The organism is Sulfitobacter mediterraneus, from assembly GCF_003054325.1.
GTDB lineage: Bacteria > Pseudomonadota > Alphaproteobacteria > Rhodobacterales > Rhodobacteraceae > Sulfitobacter > Sulfitobacter mediterraneus.
Window position 1 is genome coordinate 194955 of sequence record NZ_QBKU01000002.1, and the last position, 12090, is coordinate 207044.

8 protein-coding genes are annotated in these 12090 nt (G+C 58.9%); 3 read left to right on the forward strand and 5 right to left on the reverse strand.

Going from position 1 to position 12090, the window contains the following annotated elements; translation table 11 throughout:
- Positions 1–26 precede the first annotated feature (26 nt).
- From murI to C8N31_RS04080, 3 genes are all read right to left on the reverse strand, one after another.
- Positions 27–836, reverse strand: coding sequence for a glutamate racemase (gene murI, locus C8N31_RS04070; protein ID WP_025049008.1), 810 nt, complete (start codon positions 834–836; stop codon positions 27–29).
- A gap of 7 nt (positions 837–843) precedes the next feature.
- Entirely contained in the window at positions 844–1731 is an 888-nt protein-coding gene (locus tag C8N31_RS04075) for a lysophospholipid acyltransferase family protein (RefSeq protein WP_025049007.1), read from the reverse strand.
- Between the two features lie 75 nt (positions 1732–1806).
- Entirely contained in the window at positions 1807–5223 is a 3417-nt protein-coding gene (locus C8N31_RS04080; protein WP_025049006.1) for an indolepyruvate ferredoxin oxidoreductase family protein, read from the reverse strand.
- 174 nt (positions 5224–5397) lie between these two features.
- On the opposite strand from C8N31_RS04080, the gene C8N31_RS04085 reads away from it, so the two are divergent.
- The 3 genes from C8N31_RS04085 (at position 5398) to purL (ending at position 9543) form a co-directional block, all read left to right on the forward strand.
- A complete protein-coding gene (locus C8N31_RS04085) occupies positions 5398–6303 on the forward strand; it encodes a LysR family transcriptional regulator (protein WP_025049005.1) in 906 nt (301 codons plus the stop codon).
- A 411-nt stretch (positions 6304–6714) separates the two neighbouring features.
- Positions 6715–7245, forward strand: a complete 531-nt coding sequence (locus C8N31_RS04090; protein ID WP_025049004.1) for a hypothetical protein — start codon at positions 6715–6717, stop codon at positions 7243–7245.
- Between the two features lie 138 nt (positions 7246–7383).
- Positions 7384–9543, forward strand: a complete 2160-nt coding sequence (purL, locus tag C8N31_RS04095; protein ID WP_025049003.1) for a phosphoribosylformylglycinamidine synthase subunit PurL — start codon at positions 7384–7386, stop codon at positions 9541–9543.
- A 229-nt stretch (positions 9544–9772) separates the two neighbouring features.
- Here the strand turns inward: purL and C8N31_RS04100 are convergent, their stop codons facing one another.
- Together C8N31_RS04100 and C8N31_RS04105 are read right to left on the reverse strand one after the other, a co-directional pair.
- Positions 9773–11032, reverse strand: coding sequence for a vWA domain-containing protein (locus tag C8N31_RS04100; protein WP_025049002.1), 1260 nt, complete (start codon positions 11030–11032; stop codon positions 9773–9775).
- Between the two features lie 60 nt (positions 11033–11092).
- Positions 11093–12001: an AAA family ATPase gene (locus C8N31_RS04105; RefSeq protein WP_025049001.1), complete on the reverse strand. Its 909-nt coding sequence runs from the start codon at positions 11999–12001 to the stop codon at positions 11093–11095.
- Positions 12002–12090 lie beyond the last annotated feature (89 nt).

The window sequence follows — 12090 nt, forward strand, 5'->3', positions numbered from 1 at the left end:
CACTTTGGGTATGATGTGCAAGAGTTTCAGGCGGCGGTAAATGTGATTTCTCGTCGCAGAAACTGTGTTGCGCGGCTGCTGACCCGTTTTGGATCACCCGTTGTCAAAAACGACGATGTGCCGCCGCCGATCATATTTGGGTGCCGTTCCAGATAATCGGCAAGGCTTTCGGCCACCAAAGAGGCCTGCGAAAATACTTTCACATCCGCGCCCAGCGCATCCTGAAAGGCCTTTTGCATCAAGGGATAATGGGTGCATCCCAAGATCGCCGCTTCTGGATCGGGCATCTTGCGTTTGAGCGCATCAACATGGCTGCGCACCATCGCTTCGGCCAGAATGAAATCACCATCCTCGATGGCATCGACAATCCCGCCGCAGGCCTGCGCCTCAACGTCCACGCCAATCGCCCGAAACGCCAATTCGCGCTGAAACGCGCGAGAGGCGACGGTCGCCGGTGTCGCGAAAAGCGCGACATGTTTCAGGCCAACTTCTCGGGGTGGCGAATTGTCGCCCCACTGCCGTTCGGTCATGGCTTCGATCAACGGGACAAACACACCCAGAACACGCTTGTCTTCGGGCACCCAGCTTTCCTGCATCCGCCGCAACGCTGCGGCAGAGGCGGTATTGCAGGCCAGGATCACCAGATCACAGCCCGCATCAAACAGCCGCTGCGTGGCGGCCACGGTCAGGTCATAGATATCATCGGCGGTGCGCACGCCGTATGGCGCATGGGCGCTGTCCGCCAGATACACAAAATCCGCATCCGGAAGGCGCTTTTGCACCGCGTCCAGAACTGTCAGCCCGCCAAGGCCGCTGTCAAAAATACCTACTGCCATGTCTCTGTCACCTTGCGGCGCGATGCCGCTCTTCAAATTCAAAGCCCAGCTCGCAAGCGAGATCTGGCTCTGCGGACAACTCATAGGTGGCTTTTCGCAGGAAATCCATCATCGCTTTGCTGTCTTTGGCAAGCGGGTTCAGAATGTCGCGGGTGATTGGGGCGCCGATGGCCACACGGACCGGCGTATCAACCCGTTTGCGGAATTCCTTGATCAACAGCCCCATGCGCAATGTGCTGTGCAAATGGCTGGCAATCTGGAACATACGGCTGGTATGACCATCAAAAAAGACAGGCACCACAGTGGCTTCTGATTTGGCAATCATCCTCGCGGTAAAGCTGCGCCAAACCGGATCCATCGGCTTGGAAAACGGTTTTGCCCCAGTGCTAACGGTGCCCCCCGGAAAAATGCCGATGGCGCCGCCCTGCCCCAGATAATCAAGCGCGGTTTTGCGGGTCTGGATATTCAGCGCCAGTGCCGCTTTATCCTCATCAAAACTGATGGGCAGCAGGTGTTTGCCCAGATCGGGCGCACGTCCGAACACCGAATGCGCAACAATCCGAAAATCCCCACGCGCCTGTGAGAGCATCCGCCCCAGCATCAGGCCATCCAGAATGCCGTAGGGATGGTTCGCAATCACAATCACGGGGCCATGGCGCGGGATATTGGCCAAAGAACCACCGGCGATCTCAAGGCTCAGCCCATAGCGCTCGGCCATCACATCAAAAAAGCAGCGTCCGCCCTGCATTTCAGTTTCATAGCCAGAGGCACGGCGGATCAGCCCAAGCCGCCCGGTGCTGTTCTCCATCAACCGGATCAAGGCCCGCCCACCGCGCGACGCGGCGGAATAGGCGTAAGAGATATCGCGGGTGGATGCGTCTGTGTCTTTGGTCATCGGTCTTCCGGTCGTTAAGGGAGGCAGGCACCCTGCCCCCCTTTACGACGGTTTTGCGAAGATTACATGACGAAGTTATTCAGCCGCCTTGGATGTTTTGGTGCCGCCCGCCCGGATCACCGACAACAGCTCTTCGCGGCGCTTGGCGGCCTTGGTTTCATTGGCCTCTTTCACCGGGCCAAACCCCCTGATCTGCAAGGGCAATTCGGCAAGCGCAACAATGGCATCGCGTGTCTGTTCGCTGAGCAGCGGCAGAACCTCAGCCATATCACGCTCATATTGTTTGATCAGCGCCCGTTCCATCTTGCGTTCTGATGTGCGGCCAAAGGGGTCAAGCGGTGTGCCGCGCAGGCCCTTCATCTTGGCCAGCAGGCGCAAAGGCGTCTCCAGCCATTCGCCAAACTCACGTTTCTTGGGGCGACCATCCGGCCCTTTGCCCCCCAGCATTGGCGGCGCAAGGTTGAAGGTCATCTTGAAGTCACCGTCAAACTCGGCCCGCGCCTTGTCACGGCTTTGCAGCAGCAGACGCGCCACTTCGTATTCGTCTTTGTAGGCAAGCAGCTTGTGATAGCCTTGCGCGGCTGCCTCTTTGACCGCCGCATCGGAAATCCCATCCAGCATTTTGCCATAACGTTTGGCCAACCGTTTGCCTTGGAACGCGATCAAATGCTCTTTGCGATAAGTGATCTTGTCGTTCAGCGTCTTGGGCAGTTCGATCACTTTGGGTTTGCTGACCTCTGCGGCGTCCTGCGGATACAAAACCGCCCAGCGCCCGATCTCGAAGGCCCGCAAGTTCCGCTCTACTGCGGCACCGTTCATGCGGATGGCCTCTTGCAGGCTTTCCAGTGACAGCGGCAAAAGCCCCTGCTGCCAAGCCGCACCAAACACCATCATGTTGGAGAAAATGCTATCGCCCAGCGCCGCTTTGGCCAGATCAGAGGCGTCAAACAGCGCCACATCATCCTTGAGCCGCGCCTGCAATGCCAGTTCAAGCCGGTCATAAGGCAACTGGAATTCTGTATCGCGGGTGAAATCGCCCGTGATGATCTGATGCGAGTTCACCACCGCACCGGTTTGCCCCATCTTGGTCAAGCCCAGCGTCTTATTCCCCGCAGAGACCACCAGATCACCGCCGATCAGCGCATGTGCCTCACCTGTGGCCACGCGGATGGCGCTGATGTCCTCGGGCCGCTCGGCCAAGCGGCAGTGGATATGCACCGCACCGCCCTTTTGCGCGAGGCCCGCCATCTCCATCATGCCAGCACCCTTGCCATCGAGCTGAGCGGCTTGCGCCAGCAATGCACCGATGGTCACAACGCCCGTGCCGCCCACGCCGGTGATCACCACGTTATGGGTGCCGTCGATCTTGGGCAGCTCTGGCATCGGCAGATCAGGGATCGTGATCTCGGTGGTCGGGTCTTTGCGGATCTTGGCCCCTTCGAGGGTCACAAAGGATGGACAGAACCCTTTGACGCAGGAAAAGTCCTTGTTGCAAGACGATTGATCAATGGCGCGTTTGCGGCCCAGTTCGGTCTCATTAGGCACGATCGAGACACAGTTGGACTGTACGCCGCAATCACCGCATCCCTCACAAACCGCATCATTGATAAACACCCGCTTGTCCGGATCAGGGAAGAGGCCCCGCTTGCGGCGGCGACGTTTCTCGGCGGCGCAGGTCTGGATATAGACAATCGCGCTCACGCCTTCGATTTTTTCAAAGCGTTTCTGCACATTCATCAGCTCGGCGCGTTCAAACAGTTCAACGCCTTTGAATGCGGCAAAATCGACGTCTTCTTTCTCGTCATAGACCACGACAAGGTTCTTGACCCCCATCGCCCGCAATTCCGCAACGATGCGCGGGGCGCTTAGATCACCCTCGTTGTGCTGGCCGCCGGTCATGGCAACCGCATCATTGTACAGGATCTTGTAGGTGATGTTGGTGCCTGCCGCGAGGGCGGCACGGATCGCCTGAACACCCGAGTGGTTGTAGGTGCCATCACCAAGGTTCTGGAACACATGCTTGCGGTTTGAGAACGGCGCCTCACCGATCCAGTTCGCGCCCTCACCGCCCATATGGGTAAAGCCGGTTGTCTCACGGTCCATCCACTGCACCATGTAGTGACAGCCAATGCCGGCATAGGCGCGCGCGCCCTCGGGCAGTTTGGTTGACGAATTATGCGGACAGCCTGAGCAGAAATACGGCAAACGCGCTGCGATATCCTCAGCATTGTCGGCGCGGCGGGCATTGTCCAATGCCTCAAGCCCGGCACGGATACCATCGGTCTCGCGCCCTTCTTCAAGCAGGATACCACCAATCTTTTCCGCAATCAGGATCGGATCAAGCGCCCCGCGCGTCGGGAACAGTTCCTCGCCATGCTCAAGCCCTGCGCCGCCGCCCTTGTACCAACCATAAACACGGCGGTGTTGGTCCGAGAACAGTGCCTCTTTGATCTGCACCTCGATCAGCTTGCGCTTTTCTTCCACCACCACAACCAGATCAAGCCCTTCGGCCCACTCATGAAAGCCCTTCATATCAAGCGGGAAGGTCTGCCCGATCTTATACAGGGTGATGCCCAGCCGCTCGGCTTCGTTCTCGTCGATGTTCAGCAAGCTCATCGCGTGCAGCAGATCCAACCAGTTCTTGCCCGCAGCGGCAAAGCCGATTTTGGCCCCCCGCTTGCCCCACATGCGTTTGTCCATCTTGTTGGCATGGCTAAACGCTTCGGCGGCATAACGTTTGTAATCAATCATCCGGGTTTCTTGCAGATGCGGCGTGTCACCCAAACGAATGTTTAGCCCGCCTTCAGGCATATCGAACTCTGGCGTGACCAGTTTCATCCGGTTCGGATCACCGTTGACCACGCTTGTGGCCTCTACGGTGTCTTTCATCGTCTTAAGCCCCACCCAAAGGCCCGAGAACCGCGACAAAGCCCAGCCATAGATCCCGTAATCCAGAATTTCCTGAACGCCCGCAGGGCTGACCACGGGCATATAGGCATCCACCATCGCCCATTCCGATTGGTGCAGCACGGTGGAGGATTCGCCTGTGTGGTCATCTCCCATCGCCATCAGGATACCGCCATGTTTGGAACTGCCCGCCATATTGGCGTGGCGCATCACATCGCCTGTGCGGTCCACACCGGGGCCTTTGCCGTACCACAGACCAAAGACACCGTCGTATTTGCCTTCGCCGCGCAGTTCGGCCTGCTGTGTCCCCCAAAGGGCAGTGGCCGCCAGATCTTCGTTCAGGCCCGGTTGAAAGCTGACATCATAATCCGCCAACAGCTTTTGTGCCTTGCTCATCTGCAAATCGACCGCACCCAGCGGGCTGCCGCGATAACCGGTGCAATGGCCGGCGGTGTTCAGGCCCGCGGCCCGGTCCCGCGCCGATTGCATCATCATCAGACGCACAAGCGCCTGCGTGCCATTGAGCAGCACAGGTGATTTTTCCAGATCAAAACGGTCGTTCAGCGAAATCTTGGGGGCAGTCATGGCGGTCCTCCCTTAGGGCGCGATGGCAATCAGATATTGGCGGCTATATAGGTCACAATTACTGACCTGTATAGCGTATTTTTTGTGCATAAGTACAAATCTGCCGAACCAGCCCCTGTCTTTTGGTCCAATTTAGGTTAGGACTAACGCAAAAAAGAATAGGATCGCGAGACGATGGATTGGGACAAACTCAGAATTTTTCACGCCGTAGCGGATGCGGGTTCTCTGACCCACGCGGGCGAGAAACTGAACCTGTCGCAATCGGCCGTATCAAGACAGATTCGCGGCCTCGAAGAACAGCTTAACACGAACCTGTTTCACCGCCATGCGCGAGGGCTGATCCTGACAGAACAGGGCGAACTTCTGTTTGATGCGACATCCGCGATGACCAAACGCGTTGATGCCGCCGCTGCACGTATCCGCGACAGCGAAGAAGAAGTGTTTGGCGAATTGCGCGTCACCACCACCACCGGCTTTGGCACCCTGTGGTTGGCGCCGCGCCTGCCGAAACTTTATGAGAAATACCCCGATCTGAAGGTCGACCTGATGCTTGAAGAACGGGTGCTGGATCTGCCGATGCGCGAGGCTGATGTGGCTATCCGCATGAAAGAACCCTCCCAAGCCGACCTGATCCGCAAACGCCTGATGAATGTGCGCATGTGTCTTTATGCCAGCCCCAAGTATCTGGCTGAAAACGGCACACCCCAAACCATCGAAGAAGTATCAAACCACCGCCTGATTTGCCAGAACACCGACAGCGATCAAGTTGCGGCCGGTCAGAACCTAGTACAGCAACTGATGCTGAATGATGTGCGGTCCATGCTCACCGTGAACAACTACTTCGGCGTGCTGCAGGGGGTTCTGCATGATCTCGGGATCGGGGTCTTACCGGACTATTTGACACAGGATTTTCCCGATCTGGTGCAAGTCCTGCCCGAAGTTGAGTCGGCAGATGTGCCTGTTTTTCTGGCCTACCCCGAAGAATTGCGCCAATCCAAGCGCGTTGCGGCCTTCAAAGACTTTGTTCAGGATGAGATCATTTCTTACCGCAAGCAGTTGAGAGAAAAAGAAAAAGACTAAGCTATGCATCAAGCGCATACCGGACATGCTTACTAAATGGTCAAAACTGACTTGATCGAAGCAGCACTGCTGCCTAATTGACCATCATGAAGATTGACAGCCCGAGGGCGCGTCGCTTCATACCTCCCTGTTGGACTTGGCCGAGCGTTATGCTCGGCCTTTTTTTTGCGCAAATGCGCAATGGCTTCCTCCGCGCCCGTCGGAATATGACGGATACCTGCATCCAGTCCGGCACAGAACGGCACCGGCCCCAGAAAACATCCCCCAATTTTGCCACGCAAAAACAATTGATTAAGCCGACTTTCAGCCGAAACTCCAAACTTTCTCGGAACTTACCACCTAGGCATCCGTTGTCTCACCGTACACCGCTGACGATGCGGACCACGAGTAACGAATGAAGGAGTTTACACCATGACACGCAAGTTTTTGCTGACATCCACCACAATCGCCACCCTGATCGCTGCCCCTATGGCCTATGCAAGCGGCACCATCGCCGATGAGCTGCCAACCAACTCGCCTGAAGTGAGCGCGAATGTGCCAGCGACCGATGGCGGTTCGACCCTCAACAATTATGATACGGACAACAAGCGCTACGGTCTCGGCATCGCCGATTATGACCCCACCACCATGAGCCTCACCGACGCCGAATATGCGGCGGTAAAAGCCTCCGTAGGTGCAAATTTTGAAACCCAGGACGGCGAAGTGCTGGGCGTGGTCAAAGGCATCAGTTTTGACGGCCAAGGCAACCCGGAAATGGTCGTGGATCTGGAAGAAGATACCAAGATTGACGCCGAAGTTCTGGTCGTGACCCTTCTGCCGGACAGTCTGCGCCTCGACAACGGCCAGATCGTGATCGACACCACGGCAGACGAACTTTACCTCAAGGCCCAACAGGGCTCCAAGGCCGATGACGAAACGCGCACAACTGTCATCGTGATGTAAACGGATCGCCCAATTGGGCATCCCTGCACCAAGGGGCGGCTTTCCACATCGGAAAGCCGCCCATTTTTGCGTATCCCCCTTCCCCCGCGCCCGCCCATCCTCTAAGAGACGCGGCATCAATGCCGAAGGGGACCGCGCATGACCGAACCAGCCATCACCGAAGACATCATTGCCGCACATGGCTTCACCCCGGATGAATACGCCGAAGTGAACGCGATCCTCGGCCGCGCCCCCAACTATACCGAAATGGGCATCTTCTCGGCGATGTGGAACGAACATTGCTCGTATAAGTCCTCCAAAAAGTGGCTCCGCACCCTGCCCACGGAAGGCCCGCAGGTCATCTGCGGCCCCGGCGAAAATGCTGGCATCGTGGACATCGGTGATGGTCAGGCGCTGGTTTTCAAAATGGAAAGCCACAATCACCCCTCCTACATCGAACCCTATCAAGGTGCGGCCACAGGCGTGGGCGGCATCCTGCGCGATGTCTTCACCATGGGCGCCCGCCCCATCGCGGCGATGAACGCGCTCAGCTTTGGCCGCCTCGATCACCCCAAAACCCGCCAGTTGGTGCATGGTGTGGTGGCCGGCGTCGGCGGCTACGGCAATTGCTTTGGGGTGCCCACCGTAGGCGGCGAAGTGCGCTTTGATGCGGCCTATGACGGCAATTGTTTGGTCAATGCCTTTGCCGCAGGCCTCGCTGATGCCGACAAGATCTTCTACTCCGCTGCCTCTGGCGTTGGTATGCCCGTGGTCTACCTCGGTGCAAAGACAGGCCGCGACGGCGTTGGCGGCGCGACGATGGCTTCGGCCGAATTTGACGACACAATCGAAGAGAAACGCCCCACGGTGCAGGTTGGCGATCCCTTCACCGAAAAACGCCTGATGGAAGCCACGCTGGAGCTGATGGCGACAGGTGCGGTGATCTCGATCCAGGATATGGGCGCGGCAGGCCTGACCTGCTCTGCTGTGGAAATGGGCGACAAGGGCAAGCTTGGCGTGCGCCTTGATCTGGAAAAGGTGCCCACGCGCGAAGAGAACATGACCGCCTATGAAATGATGCTGTCGGAATCACAGGAACGCATGCTCATGGTGCTGCGCCCCGAGCTTGAGGCCGAAGCAAAGGCAGTCTTTGACAAATGGGATCTGGATTTTGCCATTGTTGGTGAAACACTGGCCGATGACCGGTTCTTGATCATGCTGAACGGCGAAGTCAAAGCCGACCTGCCGCTCAGCAAATTGGCCTCCACCGCCCCCGAATATGATCGCCCTTGGGTCGAAACGCCCCCCGCCGAACCGATGGGTGATGTGCCGGGCGTCGATCCGATTGACGGGCTCAAGGCGCTGATCGGTGATCCGAACTATGCCGCGAAATCATGGGTCTATGAACAATATGACACCATGGTGATGGGCGACACGGCGCGCAATCCCGGCCTTGGCGCGGGCATCATCCGGGTGCATGGCACCGACAAGGCGATTGCTTTCACCTCTGATGTGACCCCGCGCTATGTCAAGGCGAACCCCTTTGAAGGCGGCAAACAAGCCGTCGCCGAAGCTTACCGGAACCTCAGCGCCGTAGGATCACGGCCCTTGGCCACCACCGACAACATGAACTTCGGCAACCCCGAAAAGCCGCAGATCATGGGCCAGTTCGTGGGTGCCATCAAAGGCATCGGCGCCGCGGTTGAGGCGCTGGATATGCCCATCGTCTCGGGCAATGTCTCGCTCTACAACGAAACCGACGGTACCGCGATCCTGCCCACGCCCACCATCGGCGCAGTAGGACTGCTGGATCACACCGACGATTTGATCGGCTGCGAAGTCCGCGAAGGCCATGTGGCGCTTGTTCTGGGCGACACCGAGGGCCACCTTGGTCAATCGGCTCTTCTGGCGCAGGTCTTTGGCCGCGCAGATGGCGATGCACCCCATGTCGATCTGGCCGCAGAAAAAGCCCACGGCGATTTCATCCGCGCCAACCGCGACCTGATCAAAGCCTGCACCGACCTCAGCGATGGCGGGCTGGCTCTGGCCGCCTTTGAAATGGCCGAAGCCGCAGACGTGGGCATCACCCTCGATGCCGCCGACACGCCAACGCTCTTTGGCGAAGATCAGGCCCGCTACCTGATCGCCTGCAACTTTGATCAGGCCGAAGCTTTGATGACAGCTGCAGGTGCCGCAGGTCTGCCCCTGCACACAGTGGGCAAATTCGGCGGCCGTGATGTGTCCTTCGGCGGCACCTCGGCCCCGCTGGAAGAGCTCAAAACCATCTACCGCAATACCTTTGCGGACACCTTCGCCTGATCTTTTGGGTCCGGAGCCGCCCTTGCTTGTGCACGGGCGGCCCGATCCGCACGTCACGATCAAGCCAAATCGCCGAGGGCCCCCGCAGGGGATACGGCTATTTGACTTGAGCGGGGCGGGATGATCGGGCAGACAGGGCTCAAGCATGGGATGCGCCCCGGACCCTTTGGGTCAGGTGAGCCCGCAGCGAAATACCTTTAAAATCAAAAATCGAATGCGGCGCAGCCGCTCAATGCTCCATGGCCTGCAACAGGCGCTGCTTTTCGCCGCTGTCATCAGGCCGCGATAGGGCTTCGGCCAAGGCCTCCAACGATCCAATCGAATGACCGGCGCGGAAACTGTCCACATGGGGCAACATTGCGCGAATACCTGCCGCCTTGGGCGCAAACCCGTCCCAACGCAGCAGCGGATTCAACCAAATCAACCGCCGCGCCGTCAGGTGCAGACGCTGTATCTGCCGCGACAGATCTTCGGGCGCGTCCCGGTCCAACCCATCGGTGATTAACAAGACAACCGCGCCCTGCCCCATCACCCGACGCGACCAATCGCGGTTGAACGCCTCCAGACTGGCCCCGATCCGGGTGCCGCCTTCCCAGTCCTGCGCCTCGGCCCCCGCCGCCGCCAGCGCTGCATCCACATCGCGGGTGGCCAGATGGCGGGTGATGTTGGTCAGCCGGGTGCCAAAGGTAAAGGCATGCACCTTGGCCCATCCGGCCCCCTTGGTGTTACTGACCGCATGCAGAAAATGCAGGATCATCCGCGAATACTGGCTCATGGACCCTGAGATGTCGCAAAGCACCACCAGATTGGGATAACGCGGTCGCGGAGTTCTGAGCGCCAGATGATGCATCTCCCCGCCTTTGCGCAGCGCCCCGCGCAGGGTGCGGGCGGCATCAATCCTACCGCGCGGCGCGGCCATGGCCCGCCGCGATGGCAAGGGTTTGACCGGCAACGTGAGCCGCGCCAGCATGCGTTTGGCCTGCGCTATTTCGGCAAGGCTCATCTGTTCAAAATCCAGTTGGCGCAACCGTTCGGTGGCCGACATGGTCAGGCTGGCGTCCACTTCCAATAGTGGATCATCCTGAGCGGTCTCGTCTTCATCCTGCGGTAGTGGCGCCTCTGCGCCGTCTAACAAAGCCTCGGCCGCGCGTTTCTCTGCCGCTTGCGCCGGTCTGTCCTCCTGTACCCCGCGGATCGCAGGCAACATCGCCGACATCATATGTTCCAGATAGCGTGGATCGCGCCAATACAGCCGGAAGATCTGTGCAAAGACCCGGCGGTGTTCGGGCCGGTTCACGAAACAGGCATGCAGGGTCCAATAGAAATCCCGTTTCTCGGTGAACCCCGCCACCTGCACGGCGCGGATCGCGTCGATCACCCGTCCGGGGCCAATCGGCAACCCGGCCCGCCGCAGGGCGCGGGCGAAATGGGTGATGTTGCCGGCCAGCTTGGGGTCATCCGGCAGATCGAGGGGCAGATGTTCAGCCATGAATGGCTGATTGGAGGCTCTGCCTCCAAACCTCCGGAGTATTTTGGGCCAAAAAGGGGGTCATGCCACCTCCAACGTGGCCTTGGCCTGATCAAGGATGCGTTTGGCTTCTGACCCTTGCAGTTTGGCGATGTCGTCCTGGTATTTCAGGATTGCGCCCAGCGTGTCGGCAATCACCTCGGGGCTGAGGCTGATCACATCGAGAGCCAGCAGGCATTTGGCCCAGTCGATGGTTTCGGCCACGCCCGGTTTCTTGAACAGATCCTCGGTGCGCAAGTGTTGAACAAAGGCGACAACCTCGCGGCTGAGCGCTTCTGATGCTTCGGGCGCGCGGGCGGCGAGGATGTCCATCTCGCGTTCAAAGCCGGGGTAGTCGACCCAGTGATAGAGGCAGCGCCGTTTCAAGGCGTCATGGACCTCGCGGGTGCGGTTTGAGGTCAGGATCACGATCGGCGGCTCTGGCGCCTTGATCGTGCCCAGTTCGGGGATTGTCACCTGAAAATCGCTCAGCGCTTCGAGCAGGAACGCCTCAAACGGGGCATCGGTGCGGTCCAGCTCATCAATCAGCAGCACCGGCGCGCCGTTCTCATCCGGGCGCATCGCCTCAAGCAGAGGGCGTTCGATCAGATAATCATCACTAAAGAGCTGGGTGTTCAGCGCGGCGCTGTCCGCACCGCCTGCCGCCTCAGCGGTGCGGATCGCGATCATCTGGGTTGGAAAGTTCCATTCATAGACCGCCGAAGAGGCATCAAGCCCCTCATAACATTGCAAGCGGATCAAGCGGCGGTTCAGGCCAGCGGCCAGCGCTTTGGCGATCTCCGTCTTACCAACGCCCGCCTCACCTTCCAGAAACAGCGGCCGGCCCAGCGAGAGGCTGAGAAACACCACCGTCCCCAAAGCCCGGTCACTGATATAGCCCTGATCGTCCAGCATTTTCTGGACAGCGTCGATACTGGATATGTCTGGCATGATGGCTCCCTTTGTTTCAAAGGTGCATCTTGGCGGCGCAGCGTCAAGCCGTGCTGGCGGATATGTCACGCCCGGCCTGCCTGCTGCTG

Coding starts and splice junctions, on each gene's coding strand:
- murI (WP_025049008.1), bottom strand. CDS start 836: ATGGCAGTAGGTATTTTTGACAGCGGCCTTGGCGGGCTGACAGTTCTG.
- C8N31_RS04075 (WP_025049007.1), bottom strand. CDS start 1,731: ATGACCAAAGACACAGACGCATCCACCCGCGATATCTCTTACGCCTAT.
- C8N31_RS04080 (WP_025049006.1), bottom strand. CDS start 5,223: ATGACTGCCCCCAAGATTTCGCTGAACGACCGTTTTGATCTGGAAAAA.
- C8N31_RS04085 (WP_025049005.1), top strand. CDS start 5,398: ATGGATTGGGACAAACTCAGAATTTTTCACGCCGTAGCGGATGCGGGT.
- C8N31_RS04090 (WP_025049004.1), top strand. CDS start 6,715: ATGACACGCAAGTTTTTGCTGACATCCACCACAATCGCCACCCTGATC.
- purL (WP_025049003.1), top strand. CDS start 7,384: ATGACCGAACCAGCCATCACCGAAGACATCATTGCCGCACATGGCTTC.
- C8N31_RS04100 (WP_025049002.1), bottom strand. CDS start 11,032: ATGGCTGAACATCTGCCCCTCGATCTGCCGGATGACCCCAAGCTGGCC.
- C8N31_RS04105 (WP_025049001.1), bottom strand. CDS start 12,001: ATGCCAGACATATCCAGTATCGACGCTGTCCAGAAAATGCTGGACGAT.